The 17,905-nt window shown below is 64.0% G+C and carries 10 protein-coding genes; 5 read left to right on the top strand and 5 right to left on the bottom strand.

Annotation, left to right across the window (positions count from 1 at the left end):
• Nucleotides 1-75 precede the first annotated feature (75 nt).
• Nucleotides 76-3,702: a transcription-repair coupling factor gene (gene mfd / locus K254_RS0101345; protein ID WP_026553871.1), complete on the bottom strand. Its 3,627-nt coding sequence runs from the start codon at nt 3,700-3,702 to the stop codon at nt 76-78.
• Nucleotides 3,703-3,917: 215 nt separating this feature from the next.
• Here mfd and K254_RS0101340 point away from each other — a divergent pair, with 215 nt between their 5' ends.
• From K254_RS0101340 to K254_RS24655, 3 genes are all read left to right on the top strand, one after another.
• Nucleotides 3,918-4,421: a DUF2505 domain-containing protein gene (locus tag K254_RS0101340; RefSeq protein WP_026553870.1), complete on the top strand. Its 504-nt coding sequence runs from the start codon at nt 3,918-3,920 to the stop codon at nt 4,419-4,421.
• Between the two features lie 50 nt (nt 4,422-4,471).
• The gene (locus tag K254_RS0101335; protein ID WP_026553869.1) at nt 4,472-4,693 is read left to right on the top strand and encodes an SCO4848 family membrane protein; all 222 of its coding nucleotides are present in this window, start codon (nt 4,472-4,474) and stop codon (nt 4,691-4,693) included.
• Nucleotides 4,694-6,217: 1,524 nt separating this feature from the next.
• Complete coding sequence (locus K254_RS24655; RefSeq protein WP_051388646.1) at nt 6,218-7,300, top strand: acyltransferase family protein; 1,083 nt, start codon at nt 6,218-6,220, stop codon at nt 7,298-7,300.
• 125 nt (nt 7,301-7,425) lie between these two features.
• Here K254_RS24655 and K254_RS0101315 read toward each other — a convergent pair whose 3' ends face one another.
• Entirely contained in the window at nt 7,426-9,141 is a 1,716-nt protein-coding gene (locus K254_RS0101315) for a hypothetical protein (protein ID WP_026553867.1), read from the bottom strand.
• 164 nt (nt 9,142-9,305) lie between these two features.
• Between K254_RS0101315 and nhaA the strand changes: the two genes are divergently transcribed.
• Nucleotides 9,306-10,610 carry a Na+/H+ antiporter NhaA gene (nhaA, locus tag K254_RS0101310; RefSeq protein WP_026553866.1) on the top strand — a complete coding sequence of 435 codons (1,305 nt, stop codon included), beginning with the start codon at nt 9,306-9,308 and terminating at the stop codon, nt 10,608-10,610.
• A 1-nt stretch (nt 10,611) separates the two neighbouring features.
• Here nhaA and K254_RS0101305 read toward each other — a convergent pair whose 3' ends face one another.
• The 3 genes from K254_RS0101305 to K254_RS0101295 all read right to left on the bottom strand — a co-directional run bounded on the left by K254_RS0101305 (nt 10,612) and on the right by K254_RS0101295 (nt 15,396).
• Nucleotides 10,612-12,132: a putative bifunctional diguanylate cyclase/phosphodiesterase gene (locus K254_RS0101305; RefSeq protein ID WP_026553865.1), complete on the bottom strand. Its 1,521-nt coding sequence runs from the start codon at nt 12,130-12,132 to the stop codon at nt 10,612-10,614.
• On the bottom strand, nt 12,132-13,760 hold the full coding sequence (locus K254_RS24650) for a GGDEF domain-containing protein (RefSeq protein ID WP_051388645.1): 1,629 nt from the start codon (nt 13,758-13,760) through the stop codon (nt 12,132-12,134). Before K254_RS24650 ends, K254_RS0101305 begins: the two co-directional genes overlap by 1 nt.
• A gap of 70 nt (nt 13,761-13,830) precedes the next feature.
• Complete coding sequence (locus tag K254_RS0101295; RefSeq protein ID WP_035748847.1) at nt 13,831-15,396, bottom strand: chitinase; 1,566 nt, start codon at nt 15,394-15,396, stop codon at nt 13,831-13,833.
• Nucleotides 15,397-15,550: 154 nt separating this feature from the next.
• Here K254_RS0101295 and K254_RS0101290 point away from each other — a divergent pair, with 154 nt between their 5' ends.
• Entirely contained in the window at nt 15,551-17,896 is a 2,346-nt protein-coding gene (locus K254_RS0101290) for a glycosyltransferase family 2 protein (RefSeq protein ID WP_081710046.1), read from the top strand.
• Nucleotides 17,897-17,905 lie beyond the last annotated feature (9 nt).

The following is a 17,905-nucleotide window of genomic DNA, read 5'->3' as shown; positions in this document are numbered from 1 at the left end:
CAGCACACACCAAGGCCCCGTGCCGCCGGTCGAAACCGGTGGCACGGGGCCTTTTGCATGCCCGGACACGCCAGGCTAGTCGGTGAAGATGGCCTCCAGCACGCCCTCGGCCCACTTGAGCACCTCGGCGTCGGCCAGGTCCCGGCCGCCGATCCGGGCCGTCTTGGGCTTGGGGATGAGCACTGACGCGAGCGCCGGCTTGACCATGGCGCCCGGGTACATGCGCGTCAGGCGCATCTGCTTGGATTCGGGCAGGTCCGCGGGGGCGAACTTGATGAAGTTCCCCTGCATCGCCACATCCGTCAGCCCCACCGCGCGGGCATGCACCTTGAAACGTGCGACGGCGATCAGGTTCACCACCGCTGCCGGCGGCTCGCCGTAGCGGTCCACCAGCTCCGCCAGGACCTCGTCGATCTCCTCGTGGGTGACGGCGGCGGCCAGCTTGCGGTAGGCCTCCAGGCGCAGCCGCTCCCCCGGCACGTAGTCGTGCGGCAGGTGCGCGTTGACCGGCAGCTCGATCTTCATCTCCGCCGGACGCTCCTCGGCGTCGCCGCGGTATTCGGCCACTGCCTCGCCCACCAGGCGGATGTACAGGTCGAAGCCCACGCCCTGGATGTGGCCCGACTGCTCCCCGCCCAACAGGTTGCCGGCGCCGCGGATTTCCAGGTCCTTCATGGCCAGGGCCATGCCGGCGCCGAGCTCGTTGTGCGCCGCCACGGCCTTGAGCCGCTCCAGCGCCACCTCGCCCAGGGGCTTGTCGAAGGGGTAGAAGAAGTAGGCGTAGGCCCGCTCGCGGCCTCGGCCCACGCGCCCACGCAGCTGGTGCAGCTGGGAGAGGCCGTAGTTGTCCGCCCGGTCCACAATCAGCGTGTTGGCGTTGGAGATGTCCAGGCCGGTTTCGATGATGGTGGTGCAGACCAGCACATCGAAGCGCTTCTCCCAGAAGTCCACAATGATCTGCTCCAGCTTGGACTCGCTCATCTGCCCGTGCGCCACGGCCACGCGGGCCTCGGGCACCAGCTGCTGGATGTGCGCAGCCGTCCTGTCGATGGAGGAGACCCGGTTGTGGACAAAGAACACCTGCCCCTCGCGCATCAGCTCGCGGCGGATGGCGGCGGAGGCCTGCTTGTCCGTGTAGGCGCCAACGTAGGTCAGCACCGGGTGGCGCTCCTCCGGCGGGGTGGCCAGCGTGGAGGTCTCGCGGATGCCCGTCAAGGACATCTCCAGGGTGCGCGGAATGGGCGTGGCGCTCATGGCCAGCACGTCCACATTGGTGCGCATCTTCTTCAGCGCCTCCTTGTGCTCCACGCCGAAGCGCTGCTCCTCATCCACAATCACCAGGCCCAGGTCCTTGAACGCGAAATCCTTGGACAGCAACCGGTGGGTGCCAATGATGACGTCGACGGCGCCGGTCCGCACGCCCTCGACCGTCTCCTTGGACTCCTTGGCAGTTTGAAAACGGCTCAGCGGCTTCACGCGCACCGGGAAGCCGGAGAAGCGTTCGGTGAAGGTCTCGTAGTGCTGCTGGGCCAGCAGCGTGGTGGGCACCAGCACGGCCACCTGTTTGCCGTCCTGCACCGCCTTGAACGCCGCCCGCACGGCAATCTCCGTCTTGCCATAGCCGACGTCGCCGGAGACCAGGCGGTCCATGGGGATCTCTTTCTCCATGTCCGCCTTGACCTCGTTGATGGTGGTCAGCTGGTCCGGCGTCTCCACATAGGGGAAGGCCTCCTCCAGCTCGCGCTGCCAGGGGGTGTCGGGGCTGAAGGCGTGGCCGCGGCTGGCCATGCGCGCCGAGTACAGCCGGATCAGCTCGCCGGCGATCTCCTTGACGGCCTTGCGGGCCTTGGACTTGGTGGCCGCCCAGTCCGAGCCGCCCATCTTGCTCAGCGCCGGGGCGTCGCCGCCCACATAGGCCGTGACCTGGTCCAGCTGGTCGGTCGGGACAAAGAGCCTGTCGCCCGGGGCACCGCGCTTGGACGGCGCATACTCCACCACCAGGTACTCCCGCAGCCCGACGGCGCCGCCGGCCCCCGCCCCGGCGACCTTCCGCTGGATCAGCTCAACAAACTTCCCCACGCCGTGCTGCTCGTGGACCACATAGTCCCCGGCGCGCAGCTGGAGCGGGTCGACGGCGTTGCGGCGTTTGGAGGGCATCCTGCGCATGTCCTTGGTGGAGCTCGCCGTGGAGCGGCCCAGCAGGTCCGCCTCGGTCAGCAGGCCCAGCTTGAGCCCCTCGAAGACGAAACCGCGCCCGACGGCGGCGGTGGTCACCTCGATGATCCCCGGCTCCGGCTCCTTGTCCAGCGAGTCCACCCGGGCGGCGGGGATGTTCGCCTCGTGGAAGAGCTCGGCCAGGCGCTGGGCCGGGCCGGGGCCGTCGGTGGCCACCACCACGCGCCACTGGTCCTTGACCCGGGAGCCGATGAACTCCAACATCTCCGCCACGTCCCCCTGGTAGCCGCGCGGTTCGCGGGCCGGGAGGTTGACGACGTCGATGTCGGGCAGGGTCTCGGCGTCCGCGGCGAGGGAGGTGATGGACCACCAGGCCACCCCGCCGGCCAGCGCGGTCTGGCGCGTCTGGCCCAGGGACTTGAAGCTGGCGGAGGCGAGGTCGATCCCGTGCGCGGCCAGATCCAGCGGCGCCGCACCGCCGTCGGACGCATTGGCCCAGGCGGCCTCAAGGAACTCCTCGTTGGTGGATTCCAGATCGTGGGCGCGGGCGCGCACCTTCTCCGGCTCGATCACCACGGCCACGGAGCCGGCCGGGAAGTGCGAGGTCAGCGGCACCATGGCATCCACCAGCGCCGGGGCCAGGGACTCCATGCCCTCCACGGCAATGCCGCCGGCAATCTTCTCCAGCATCGCCTCGGCGGCGGGCATGGAGCCGCGCAGTTTGGCGGCACGGCTCATCACGGAGGCGGTGATCAGGATTTCCCGGCAGGGCGGGGCGTAGAGCGTGGTGGGGTGCTTGATCTCCCCGGTGACGGAGGTCAGCGAGCGCTGGTCGGCCACGGCAAACCAGCGCATGGAATCCACCTCGTCGCCAAAGAACTCCACCCGGATGGGGTGGTCGTCGGTGGGCGGGAAGACGTCGATGATGCCGCCGCGGACGGCAAACTCGCCGCGGTGCGTGACCATGTCCACGCGGGCGTAGGCGGCGTCGGAGAGCCGCCGGACCAGCTCGGTGAAGGGGACCTCATCGCCCACCTTGACCTCCACCGGCGCCAGCTCGCCCAGCCCGGCCACCAGCGGCTGGAGCACGGCGCGGACGGGCGCGACGACGATGGCCAGGGGCGTGCCGGCGTCGTACTCTTCGGGGTGGCTGAGCCGGCGGAGCACCGCCAGGCGGCGCCCCACGGTGTCCGATCGCGGCGAGAGCCGCTCATGCGGCAGGGTCTCCCAGCTCGGGAACTCGACCACGGCGTCCGCCGGCAGATAGGCGCGCAGGGCGGCGGCCAGATCCTCCGCCTCCCGGCCCGTGGCCGTCACGGCCAGCACCACGCCCTGCTGCCCGCCAGCACCCGCACCCGCCGCGGCCAGTCCCTCGGCCACTTCGGCCAGCAGCACGGGGCGCAGGCCCGCCGGCGCACCGAACTGCAGGTCCTCGCTGCGCTCGGCGGCGTCCACCGCGGCATGGCGGCGGACCCGGGCAAAGGTCGGGTCCGCGGCAAGGGCTGTGCGCAGTCCATCTAGGCTCATCGGTGGCTCTCTCCTGGCGGGATCTGCCGTCCGGGACGGCGTGAAAACAGCACGAAAGCCCGAAGTTCTGATGTGAACCCCGGGATGTCCCCAGCCTACCCCGCCCGGCTGACATGGCCCCGGGCGTGTCCTGGGCTCCCAGCATCGCCCGGTATCCTAGGACCTGCCCAAACACATGCAATACCGGCCGGACCCCCGGCCACACTGGAGGAACCATGGCGCTGAGCGCATCGACCACCCTGCCCGCAACCGCCCAGCGGGTGACCGATGTCTTCACCAACGAGGACTTCATCCGCCACACCAGCCAGACCGTGGGCGGGGATCTGATGTCCTTCGAGGTCAGCGGCCCCACCACCGCCGCGTTCAGCACCACGACCGTTCGCACCCTGCCCACCGACCGCCTGCCGGACATCGCCCGCAAGGTGGTGGGCGCCACCCTGACGGTGACGCAGCTGGAAGAGTGGAGCGCCCCGGAGGCCGATGGCTCCCGCCAGGCCACCGTGAAGCTCACCGTTGCCGGTGCCCCGCTGGAGGTCGCCGCCACGCAGCGGATTGTCGCCGACGGCGAGAACAGCCGGGTGGAGCTCTCCGGTGACGTGAAGTCCTCCATCCCGTTCCTGGGCGCCAAGATCGCCTCCGCCGCCGAGCCGATGATCGGCAAGGCCCTGAACCTGCAGGCCACGCTGGCCAAGAGCTGGTTGGAAGAGCACCCGGCCTGACACACCCGGCCGTTCACGTACACGATCCGCACACCATTACTGGAGTTTCCATGCAGCTGCCCACCGCCCTGTCCGCCATCCTGATCCTGGCCGGCCTCTGGTCCCTGATCGTCTGGCCGCCCTTCCTGCGCCGCGTCCTGAAGGATCCGCGCGCCAAGGATGCCTCGGGCAAGGCCACGCGCTTCCTGATGGTCCACTTCATGCTGGTGAGCATCTCGATGATCCTGGGCCTGGCCACAGCCGTGATCGGAGTCCGCTCGCTGATCGGCTGAAAGCCACCATTCATGCCCCGTGGCCGGCACCCTTGAGGGTGCCGGCCACGGGGCATTTTTGGGTTAAGTGCCGACGACGACGCCGGGCCAAAAGCAGGTAGTGACCACTCTGTTTAGGGTGGGCGGCGAGGCCTACCTTGTGCCCATGAGACGTAATATTTGGCAAGCAATCCACAACTTCATCGAGCGGAACATCGTCGCCGACGACCCCCAGCCGGCCCGGTCCCCGCTGGATGCATTGGACCTCCCACGTCTACCTTTTGGGCCCTAGCCAAGCGAACAGAATATGACCATTTGATGTCCGATTTGTTGCCCCCAAAACACACTCTGCGAAACACTTCTGTCTATGACGTCAAGTAACTCGACAGCAAAGCTAAAAGTTGTAGACTCCGGGTGACCGTTCAGTTTTTTGCAAGGGGACAACAATGCAAGCTGGTACAAACTTCAGACAACGAGACGCCACCCGAGAGACCCGCCGACGCCGGAGAATGGTCGTCATCTACATCGGTTTGTTCGCGCTGGCCATCGTCTCATTCTCCGTCGCCGGGTACGCCCTGATGAAGTAGTTCTGGCCGCATGATGTGCTGCCGAATGCGTTGAGCATCGACCTTGCCCGGGGTCGACGGAACTGGAGCTCCCACCAATTCCATGCAGTACGAGTCGCTGCTTGCGTCCGTATCCGCATGACGTCGTTCCCTTGCAAATTCCTGCGCATCGGGAAATCCTCCGGCCTATGGCGGCAACTAGGGGGCCTCGTCCCAAGGGACACGGCAAGCTGGTATGAGGGCTCCGTCACGAGGGGAATCTAACCCGTCGAGACACAATCAAACTTCTTTACTGCTTTCGCAGTGGCAGTCCGCGCGGTCGTAGATACTTTGTTCATGATTGAGCCCCAAGCCATCTACCAGTCGGTCGTTGCGCGTCGTTTGCAGTGGGACAACCTTTTGTGGCAAGTCCCTATACTTTCGCTGACGGCTCAGGCGTTCTTGTTCACGATCGCCCTTGGCGCTGATACGTCGCGGGTATCACGCACCGTGGCAGCCGTACTATCGATAGTCGTCACGGTTCTGTGCGTAACGCTTATGGCCCGACATAGACAGGCTGAGCTGGCTGATGCCCACTGGCTTGAGGAGTTCGAAAAATCGTACCCTCCGGAGCTTCGCATCCACGGGACCCCATTTGTTCAGCGCAGGGAAGCCGTTCGGATCAAGCTTCTGGACAAACTGGTCGTTCCGTTGTGGCCCGGCTATCGGACGTGGACTTGGGGTCTTATCATCTTTGGCCTAGGCAGCGTAGTAGTTGTGATTATGACTTGGATGGATCCGAGTCCTCTGAGTCGGTAGAGCGCCCTACCCAAATCATGACCGTCACGCCGCGACAGCCGCGTTCGTCATGGGATGGTTGGGACACTTAACCGGTATTATCGGCCCTTGCGCGCCCGTCCCGAATACACGCTCAGGTGGCTTGCCAGTAAACTCGGGCGGGGGGCATATACGAGGTGCCCAGTTACCTTCAGGAGTTTCTGTGCCTTCGATCTTGGACACGCAAACATTCACGGAATTCAAGCGCGCACGCTACTTCCCAGCCCTCGATGGACTTCGGGCTGTAAGCATCCTGCTCGTGCTGGTCTTTCACACACACGATAGGCTTTGGGATCCGCTAAACGGTTATCTCGGCGTGACGATCTTTTTCGTGATCTCCGGCTTCCTAATCACAACGCTCCTGCTGCGCGAGGAGGAGCGTGACGGGCGGGCCTCTATCTGGCGCTTCTACGTCCGCAGGGCGTTCCGAATCTTCCCCTTGTACTATTTGTCTCTGATTGCCGTTTCCGTGCTGGTTCTTGGCTTTGGCATGGGTTCCCACCCTGAAAATTACCCGGGGCGACTGCCACTCCTGGCCACTTACAACGGTGAATTTGCCGGCAGCGGAACGTTCAGCCACAGCTGGTCTCTGGGAATCGAAGAGAAGTTCTACCTTGTGTGGCCCTTCCTGGGCTTCGCATTGGCGGCGTTTATGCGGAAACGCCTACTCATCGCGAGCGTTCTGCTGGTCAGTTCGATGGCGAGCACACCGTTTGTGGGGTGGAATTACTTTGCTATCTATATCCCCATACTGGCGGGCGTTGTCTTGGCCATCCTGATGAACCAGGAGAAGACCTTCAACATCGTGCGACAGCTTGCACGGCCAGTACCCGGAACGCTGATCCTAGCTGGTACAACTGCGGCATTGCTGATGAATGATGACGTGACGTATGTCCATGTACCGTTCTCCATTCTTGCCGCACTCAGCCTGCCGCTCGCCCTGATTGGCCCTCGTTTCATCGGGAACGCCCTGTCATGGAAGCCGCTCCGTTACGTTGGAACACGCGCGTATGGCATCTACCTTTTCCACCCCATGCTTCTGGACATTGTTGACCGCGTCCTGCCCATGAACGAGGACTACCCGCTCTTGTCTTTGGCCCGGGTTGTGTTGCTTTTGGGCAGCTCCTTGGCCGTGGCCGAAGTGCTCTTCCGCCTCTTCGAGAATCCACTGATCAAAGTTGGGCGCAGGCTCACCAAAAAAGAGCCGGCACGGAGACGCTCGGACACTGTCGGGGTCAGCGCATAAATCTCTTTCCTGAACTCATTCCAGCCGAACTTCACCTAACAAAAAACTAGAAGTTGCACCGGGGGCAGCGCCGCGTTTGAGGCGCTGCCCCCGGTGCAATGACATATCCACCTGTCTACTGTCGCCTACGTCACCATCGTTGGATAGACGGCCAGCCAGAAGAAGGTCCCAGCCTCATACTTTCCTGCCGTTACTCGGAGCGCGGCACCAGGACTGATGGCAACGCGGGTCTTCCCGGCAATGTTGTTGAACGTCTGCCCTCCGGCAGTATTGAGGGTTACGGCGGCAGCGCCGACATTGAATATCTCGTAGACGGCGCCGATCATGGATACCGCCCATGTGGTGTCGGCGATAGTTGGCAAATTCCACGTCTGCGCCGTCCCGCCGGCGAATACCCACGCTCCCACATTTGCCCCTGAGAGCGTGATGCTGTTGTCACGTGGCGTGACGCGCTGTCCCAGGCCAGCATTCGGATAGAGAAATCCCAAGCTACGAGTATGGATGTCGCCACCCACACCGTTGTTTTGACCTCCACCAATGGCCATGACACGATTTCCGCCAGCAGCTGCGCTCTCATCAATCCAGGCACCCGCCAGCCCCCGCTGGTACGTTGCTTTTCGGGCCCCAAAATAGGTGCTTGCTGTGGATGCCCCATCGAAGTCGGTGTTGCCCGAGTGGAAAGAATAGTACTCATTCCGAGCAGAGTCCCTTGCCATGATCGAGAGGTGCATTGTTCCGGGCAGCTCAGAAATCTCGATGTGGTTGTAGTAGCAGCCCTCAGTGTAGAGCGCGGCCGTGGCGGAACCTTCCACATCTACGTGCTTGAAACGTGAATTCTGCACCCTGGCACCGGAATTGCGCCGCGTGATCTCCATGTTCGGAAACCCGTAGGTTTCCAGCGTCAGCGTGATGCCAGCTGTCGCAGAAATAGGTGACGATACCCTGTCATTGGCCAGAGTGATCGTGTTACCAACCACGGACGCGACGATGTATCCCTGGCCCGCCACGAAGCCGGCACCTGTAGCGGTGAAAACGACTGGCATTCCCGGCAGGAACTCCGCGCCGCTGGGTACGGTGATTGCCCTGCTCCCGTTGGTAAAGGTTGCCGTGGTGGACAGTATCGTCCGGCTCATGGCATTGCACTGGATGCAGGACACATTGAGCTGATTCAGCATTGAGGCAACTCCGCCAGCCTCGAACACGATGCCTCTGCACAGACGTCGGTTGCGCCCGTCGCGGGGAGGCATGTTGAAAAGGTTCACTATGTCCGAGTTGCCGGGCATCATGGTCAAGCCTGGCAGGAGCGCCCCATAGTATTGCCCGTTCTGGCAGAGCGTCGTTCGGATATTGTCAATGTCCAAGTGCTGGAAGTTCGCAAGGAACACCCCCCAGCCAGAGCAATTCTTGGCGTAGACGTTCCGAACCTCTCCCCACACCATGCCCATGGTGTTCACGGCACCGACCCGGACCCCGTCAACAAACCCATCGAGCCCGATGTTGATGATGCCTGCACTGCTGATAGCGGTGTTCTCGATGTCAGAGGGCACGGATGCAAGGTCCGTTTTGTTCCCTTCGAAGGCATTGAAAGCTCCATTGCCCACAAGGACCGTGCCACTGACGTAGTTCCATTCCATGTCCCCGAGGTATATGAGATTCGTCGGGTTAACCGGGGCTAATACTGGTTCCACGCCCCAATACTTCACCCCAGCGAGAATTGGCAGGCTCTGCGTCATGGTGAACGTGTGCCCCGGGAACTTGACGATGCCGCCACCGGCGTCATGCGCGGCCTGAGCTTTGGCAATAATCTGTGCTGTGGTGTCGGATTCGAGGACACCCCCCACGCGGTCATAGGTGGCCTTAACTACCCTCTGTCCGGGATCCTGAAAACAAGGCAAAGGCAAGCCCGCATCTCACACCCGGTAGACTAGACCTTGGTGTGCCGGGAAGTCTGGTCGGCGATGGCAATGGTTGTACCCTCCACAAGCCCTTGAATCGAGCCGCCCCAATGACTACACCCTCACCCCGCCCCCGCATTCTGCGCCGGGGCACCTACCTGGAATTCACCCGCGTCACCGAGATCCTGCGCAAGGAAACCGTTGGTGGGGCCCTTCTTCTGGCGGCCACCGTCGTGGCCCTGATCTGGGCCAACTCCCCCGCCTCGGAAAGCTACTTTGCCCTACGGGACTTCAAGCTGGGTCCCGAGGCTCTACATCTGAACCTCAGCCTGGGCGGCTGGGCGGCCGACGGCCTGCTGGCCATCTTCTTCTTCGTAGCGGGGCTGGAACTCAAGCGCGAATTCGTCGCCGGCGATCTGCGCAACCCGAGCCGGGCGGTGGTGCCGGTGGCCGCTGCGGTAGGCGGCGTCGTGCTGCCTGCGGTGATCTACGTGCTCTTCAATCTCTCCGCCGGTGGCGATGCCCTGCGCGGCTGGGCCATCCCCACAGCCACGGACATCGCCTTTGCCCTGGCCGTCCTGGCCGTGATCGGCAGCCACCTGCCCTCGGCCCTGCGCACCTTCCTGCTCACCTTGGCCGTGGTGGATGACCTGATTGCCATTGCCATCATCGCCATCTTCTACCCGGGCGAGCTCCACCTGGAGCTCTTCGCACTCGCCCTGCTGCCGCTGGCCATCTTCACCATGCTGGTCCAGAAGCGCATCCGCAGCTGGTACCTGCTGCTGCCTCTGGCCTTCGCGGTGTGGGCGCTGGTGCACGCCTCCGGCATCCACGCCACAGTGGCCGGTGTGCTGCTCGGTTTCGCCGTGCCGGTGCTGCGCCGCGACCGCACCCCCGAGAACGGCCCGGGGTTGGCCGAACGCTTCGAACACCGCTTCCGGCCCATCTCCGCCGGCGTTGCCGTGCCGCTCTTTGCCTTCTTTTCCGCCGGTGTCGCCCTGGGCGGTGGAGCCGGGCTGATGGCCGCCTTCAATGACTCCGTGGCCATCGGGATCGTGGTGGCCCTGATTGCGGGCAAGGCACTGGGCGTTTTCGGTGCAACCTTCCTGGTCACCAAGACAACCCGGGCCACGCTGGATGCCGGGCTGGCCTGGATCGACGTCGCCGGCCTGGCCCTGCTGGCGGGCGTCGGATTCACCGTCTCCCTGCTGATCAGCGAACTTGCCTTCGGTGAGGGAAGCGCGCACAACGACCACGCCAAGGTGGCCATTCTGGCCGGTTCGCTGCTGTCGGCCCTGCTGGCCACGGTGGTGCTGCGGGCGCGCAACCGCCGCTACCGGGCCATCGAGGCAGCCGAGCAGCGGGACGACGACGGCGACGGCGTCCCGGACGTCTACCAGAGCGACCGGCCCTAAGTTACGGCAGCATCCGTTTGCTGAGGAGAGCTGTCATGGCTGCAGCCGCCACCGGCCGGCTGAAGTAGTAGCCCTGGCCCAGGCGGCAGCCGAGCAGGCGGAGCTCCTCTGCCTGCTCGGCCGTTTCGATCCCCTCCGCGACAACGTCCAGCTTTGCGGCCTTGATCAGCATCAGGATGGCCGCCACAAACTCGCGCTGCTGGGGGTCCACGGCCACGTCCTTGATCAACGACATGTCGATTTTGGCCGTGTCCACGGGAAGATTGCGCAGGTAGCTGATGGAGGAATAGCCTGTCCCGAAATCATCGATCTCCAACCCCACGCCAACATTGCGCAGTGAATCAAGGATGCGTGAGGACCGCACCGACGCCGTCACCACGGCATTCTCGGTGATCTCCAGGGCCAGCCGGGTGGGTGACACGTTGTGTTCGCGCAACAGGCTCCGGAGCTCGGGCACCAATTCACCCCGCTGCAGCTCCCCCGGCGACAGGTTCACGTGCAGTTTGAAATCGGGCATGGCCTCCACCAGCGGGGCCCATTGGCGCAGCTGGGCGATGCCCTCCCCCAGAACCCACTGGCCCAGGGAAACCAAAAGCCCGCCCTCTTCGGCGGCGGGCAGGAAAACTCCTGGCTGCAGCTGGCCCCACCGCGGGTGGTCCCAGCGGACCAGGGCCTCGGCACCGACAATCAGGCCGGCCTCCAGCTCCACCACCGGTTGGTAATGCAGCTCCAGACCACCGTTGTCGATGGCGTGGCGCAGCTCGGCAATCATTTGGACCCGCTGGGAGGCAATTTCCAGCATGGTGGGGACAAACACCTCGATCCGGCCCTGCGCCTTGTCTGCGGCGTAGTCCATGGCCAGCATGGCATCCCTGATCTGGTCCTCGGCGTCCAAATCGTCGTCAGCAAGGCGGATGCCAATGCAGGCGTCGAGCCACAGCCGATTGGTGCCCACCTCGATGCTCTGGCGCATTCGTTCCAAGGTCTTCACGGCCAGCAGGAAGGCCGCCTCAGGATCGCGGTTGCCCAGAAGGATGGCGAACTCGGAATTGCTCAGACGCGCAATCAGATCCTTCTCGGTGGTGAGTTCCGACAGCATGTCTGCCGCGGCAATCAGCACCGAATCCCCCTGGGCCCGCCCCAGCTTCTCGTTGCCCAGCTTCAACCCGCTGAGCCCAACTACCAATAGGGCAGGGCCGGGCGCACCACCTTCGGGGTCGGATGTGGCCCCAGCGATTGCTGCAACCAGTGCCTGCCGGTTCCGGACTCCAGTCAGCATGTCCGCACCGGACAGGAGGTCCACTTCAGCCCGTGACCTGTCCAGTTCTGCCTGCAGCCGGGCATAGTGGTTCTCGGCAGTTACGCGCCGGGATTCCAAGCGGCGGGCCAGCCCATCTAGGGACAAGGCCAAGTCGTCCATGGTCTTGCCGTCGGCAGGCTGCACCGGGGCCGCGAACCGAATCGAAAAGTCCCCCTCGGCCATGCGCGCAACGGCCTGGCTCAGGTCCTCGCCTTCTTCCATTACCGACCACCGATCGACTTGATTCTGGGAGCTTCTTCCGAGACGGCGTCGTCGACGCCGGACTTTTCCTGGGCACGCCGTTCCGTCTTGCGACGGTACATGTCCCTGTCGGCCGCGTTGACCAACTCTTCGATGCCGCCATCGCCTGGGGTCGAGCAGGCCAGGCCTACGCTGGCACTGGGCTTGAGCCAATGGTCGGACAGCAGCAGCGGAGCCGCGATTTCCGCTTCAACCCGTTGGCGGATCTTCTCGGCGTCGCTAGGACCGGCAATGGAGCTCAGGATCACGACGAATTCATCGCCGCCCACGCGGGCCACGATGTCGTCTTCCCGCAACAGCTTCCGCACTCGTTGGGAGAGCACCGTCAACAGCTGGTTGCCGGCATCGTGTCCAAGGGTGTCGTTGACCCCCTTCATGCCATCCACGTCGATGTAGAGGATGGCCAGCCGGTGGAAGTCGCTGTGCCTGGCGGCGGCCGCCGCCAGCGCGTCCAGGAAGGCCCGGTAGTTCAACAGGCCGGTGAGTTCATCCGTGGCTGCCTGGATTTCCAATTCCGCCATGCCGTGGTTGACCCGCAAGGTGGCACTGGCCATGTGGGCCAAGCCCTGGAGTATTTGTTCCTCCAGCAGGGTGAACGACTCCAAGGTGCTGGTCCGTGTGATGACAATGTATTCCCCGTGGCCGTCGGGAAACTCGATGGGTGACCCCAGCTGGCCGGTGCGGGGCGGATCATCCTGGATCACCACAGCCTCGCCGGGGATCGCCACGGAAGTGAAGGTGCGCAGTCGTTCCGCGGGGGCGGGCGCCTCGCGCCAGGGCAGATCCTTTGCGGCATCCAACACGACGTTGAGTTTGAGCCGGGTCTGCCGCAAGGTGCTGCGCAGGGTGAAGATGTGGACCAGCAGGCAGATCATGATCAGGTAGGTCACGCTGCCCGCGGAGAGGTCGGTTCCGGGGATCTGCACGCCACGGGTGCTGAAGTTGTAGGCCCCCAGGCTCAGCAGCGAGAAGGCGACGTTGATGAACCACAGCGTAGCCATGCGTGACCACCTGATGGGGCTGACCCACGGAGCACCCTCCCGGCGGGGTCCCAGGGCGGTGTTGATTTGACTCAACACGACATAGACCAGGATGTACGCGGTGATGCCGCCCACCAGACCGACGGACTCCCCCACTGCCGTCTCCGGGAAACTCTCCACGGTGGCCAAGAAGGCCACCACGGCCAACCCTTCGACGCCCGTCCACAGGGCTGTCGACTTGAGTGGGCGGCGCAGGATCATTTGGTAGGCAATGGAGATCAGCGTCCACATTGCCAGGGTCAGCACCGGGCTGTGGCCGTAGTTCATGAACGCCAAGACGGAGACTGCCACACCCAGATGGACGGCATTGCCGCCCGCGTTCATCTGGATCAGAAACGGCGAGACGGTGAGCAGGGCGCCCAGTCCCAGGAGCAGGCTGGCCCACGCTGCAAAGAGATCCTGCCACTGGGCAGCCACCGCCCACAGGCCGGCGCCCACCCCGAGCACCACCACAAGGGTGATGAAGGCCTGGTGCCACACGGTGCGCGGGCGCTGCCAGGCCGGGGCCGGGTCGGCCAACGGCGGTGCCCAATTCCGCACCATGCTCATCTGCGATGCCTCACTACGCACTCATCCTCCACACGGTCGCCGGCCTGGGTGCCGATTTGATTCCTGACGTCTACTTGGCTGCCTTGTCGGCAAGGATCTTGGACATCTCGTCATTGGAGAGCTTCAACCAGGCCGAATCGGTGGCACCTTGCAGTGCCGCCTCCGGGCTCTGGGCCTGGACCCACCATTTGGCTTCAAAGACGTGCCCTTCGAGCATTGCCCGGTCCCCCTTCAGGTAGACAGTCGTGGGCGACCATTCCGGGTAGGTTCCGGCAGGAACCACCACATCGGGCCTGGGCTTGTCCCCCGGCAGGACCGGGCCGATGAGCTTCCATGGAGTTTGGGCCCCTTCGTGGAGCGGATCATTGGGCACATCGCCCTTGGTCCACCACTTGGCCTCGTAAACGTTGCCCTGCCAGACAATCCGGTCGGATTGCACGTACGTGGCCAGATCCGACCAGACCGGGTAGGGGCTCGTTGCGGGATCGTCCACCACCGCCGTGGCCGTGGCCGTGTTGGAGGATACGGCCGAGGAGGGCGGCGCTGCTGCGATGAACTGCATGCCACCGCCCAGAACCTGGGCAAAGCTGGCTTCGCCCTGCGCCACACCGCTGCAGGCGTCGGAGACCACCGTCAGGTTGGGGTAGTTGGGGCTGCATTCGGCGTCACGGTTCAGTGACCACATGGACATCCGGCCGATGCCCTTTTCCTGGGCAAAGGAGCTCAGCCCGTGGGCGTCGGCCACGGTGAAGACATCGGCCACCACATCGTTCTGGCCGATCATGGGCGTCAGCCCCACCTTGCGCCACAGCGTCTGTGCGCCAAGATCCTGGTGGGCGGCCGCGTAGACGGTCGCCAGCTGCGCGTGGGTGGACTCCGCAGCCGCGATCGAGGCCTGGAGCATGGACTGGCCGCCTACCCGGCTGGCGCCGTAGTCCATGGTCATGATGTTGACACCGGCCAAATCCACACCGGCGGCCAGCATCTGCCCCACGGCGGCGGTGCCGTCCGCGGTGAGCCCGTGGGGTGCCACGGGAAGCGTGAGCCAGACGGCCAGGTCCTTCCCCTTGGCGTGGCGGTCCTGCTGGAGGGCCGCGATGGCCTTGGCCTGGCGTGCGACGGCGGTCTTGTCCGCCAGGGCGGTTCCCTCCACGTCCAGGTCGATCATGGCCAGGTCATAGCGTTCCACCACTGTGGCATAGGCCTTCTGCAGTCTGCGGTCGTCGGTGCAAACGCTGGCCAGTTCGTGGTTTATCAGGCCGCCGAAGGAAACGGCGATGTTTCCGCCCACCTGGCGCAGACGGGCGATCCGGCGGTCCAGATCCAAATCGGAGGCGGCTGCATCCAGGCTGTAGGCGGCGCCCCAGGAGGGCTGGCAGCTGTCTTTGGCATCGGCCACGATGAAGGACAGGACCACCGATTTGTTGTCATCGCTTGCAGGCTGTTCGAAGGCATATCGGGGGGTCGCCGTCACATCCACGTACCCGGCAAAGCTCGACGGCGAGGCTGCCGCCGCCTGAACGTCCTGGTAGGTCCGCCATCCGGCCACACCGGCCGTTGCCAACAGCGCCACGCCCACGAGCAGGACAGTGAGCCGGATCCATGACAACTTTCGTCCGGGAAAGCGCTTCGACATATGGCCCCTTTTTTTAGTGCGACCGGCACAACCAATGGTTTAGCATGCCATCGATTACTATAAGGGCAATCGGCGGGCGCTCCAGATTGTGGCAGGCGGAATATTCCATCGATTGTCGGGTCACTGGGGCCCGTTTTACAGGCAGTGGGGAATGATGACGGACCAGTTGGTTGAATCGCCTGACATATTGGGAGATGCGAAGGAGCATCCAGATAGCAGCATCCAGGCTGCGGCACGTAGGCGGCAGTGGGGCTCGGAACGGCGGTCTGAGCCTCTGGCCATCGTCCACCCCACGCCCTCCCCCCGGAAAATCATGCTTGGCCGGCTGGCAATTTTGGTCACGGTGTCCGCGTGGATTTTTTACGTCATTTCAACCATCATCAAGCAATTAGTGGACAATCCTAACTCAGGGTTCCGCTTTACCTTCGAGACGTTTTCCTACCTCACCGTCGTAACATTCCTGACTTTCTCGGCCCTGATGTACCTCCTCGCACGGCAGGGGGCGCTCCACCGCTTCAAGGAACACCGCCGCGTCCCCCGGGGCGAGCTGGATGGCCACTTTGCCGACTGCAACGAGGCCATCACGGTGTTGGTCCCCTCCTATGCCGAGGAACCCCATGTAGTCCGCGCCACGCTGTGGTCTGCTGCGCTGCAGGAATTCCCCGATCTGCGTGTAGTGCTCCTGCTGGATGATCCGCCCTTCCCCACGGACCCGGACGTGCTGCAGCGGCTGGAGGATACCCGGGCCCTGGCCGGACAAATCTCCAGCGCTTTGGCGGTACCCGCGGCCCGCGCCAACGCGGCGCTGGCAGCATTTGAGGCGCGCCAAGGACAGCCAGAGGACCTCGATGCCGCCGTCGAGCTTTCTGCGTTGATCGCGGAATACGAAGCCGCTGTCGACTGGCTTGAGGCCATGGCCGAGGCCGAAGCCGTTGAAGACCACGTGGATGAGTTCTTCGTGGACTTGGTGATCATGGGCCTGGCCCGTGAACTGCGGCTGGTGCTGCTGGCCCTGAACGCCGCCCAGGCCCAGAACACAGCGCCCAACCCCGAGCGGATGAAACAGCTCTACCTCCGCCTGACCTGGGTCTTCAACGCCACCACAGGCACCTTTGAGCGCAAGCGGTATGCCAGCCTGTCGCACGAGGCCAACAAGGCCATGAACCTCAACGCCTACATCTCGTTGATGGGCAAGCGTTGGAATCGGGAGGAAACGGCCGGCAATGTGGTGCTCCGCCCGGCCGTGCAGCCTCGCGAGGATGATCTGGTGGTGCCGGACAGCACCTACCTGCTGACCCTGGACGCGGACTCCCTGCTGCTGCGCGACTATTGCCTGCGGCTGGTCTACTTCCTCGAATCTGCCGGCAACGAGCGTGTGGCCGTGACCCAGACGCCGTATTCATCATTCCGCGGCGCACCCACACGCATCGAGCGCATCGCCGGCGCCACCACCGACATCCAGCACATCCTGCACCAGGGAATGACCTACTACGGGGCCACCTTCTGGGTGGGGGCCAATGCGATCATCCGCAAGCGTGCCCTGGAGGACATTGTCGAAGTTGAGTCGGTTGGCGGTTTTGAGGTCCGCACCTACATCCAGGACAGAACCGTCATTGAGGATACGGAATCCAGCATTGACCTCGGCACACACGGATGGACGCTGAGCAACTACCCCGAGCGGCTGAGCTACAGCGCCACCCCACCGGACTTTGGCTCCTTGGTCGTGCAGCGGCGCCGGTGGGCAAATGGTGGGCTGTTGATTCTGCCCAAATTGTGGAACCAGCTCTCGCACCGGCGCAGCAAGCGGGAACGGATCCTCTTCCGCGAGGTGCTCCTTCGGGTGAACTACATGGCGTCCATTACCTGGGCCAGCATCGGCCTGCTGTTCCTGTTGGCCTACCCCTACGACAGCCGTCTGCTCAGCCCCGCCGTCTTTGTCGCGGCCCTGCCCTACTTCCTCTGCATGGGCAGCGACCTCCGCGATTGCGGCCACCGCTTCAGCGACATCTTCCGTATCTACGGCTTCAACCTGATCCTGCTGCCGGTCAACCTTGCCGGTGTGCTGAAATCGCTGCAGCAGGGCCTGACGGGTGACAAGATTCCCTTTGTCCGCACGCCCAAGGTCAAAAACCGGACTGCAGCGCCGGCCATCTACGTGTTGATCCCGTATGCCATCGTGGTGTTTTCAGTCCTCACGCTCTGGCGGGATACCCAGCAGGGAAACTGGGGCAACGTCGCCTTCGCCACGCTGAATGCGGTCCTGGCCGCGGGCTGCATCCGCGCGTACATCGGTCTGCGAAACTCCGCCGTGGATGTCTTCCTGGGCGCCCTGAACTGGCTCTATGTGAAGCCGAAGTCGAAGGTGGAGGCAGTGTCCGTGGTAGTGCCCAAGACCGCCGAGGAAGTGGATTGGGAATCGATCCTCTACCACGGCGACCGCCGGCTCAACCGGGATCTCCGCGGCGGCACAGACCGCCGCCGTCGGATCTCCCTGCGTTGAACCTAATTG

This window comes from Arthrobacter sp. 35W (assembly GCF_000482545.1).
Classification (GTDB): domain Bacteria; phylum Actinomycetota; class Actinomycetes; order Actinomycetales; family Micrococcaceae; genus Specibacter.
This window is presented reverse-complemented; position numbering and strand designations above follow the sequence as displayed.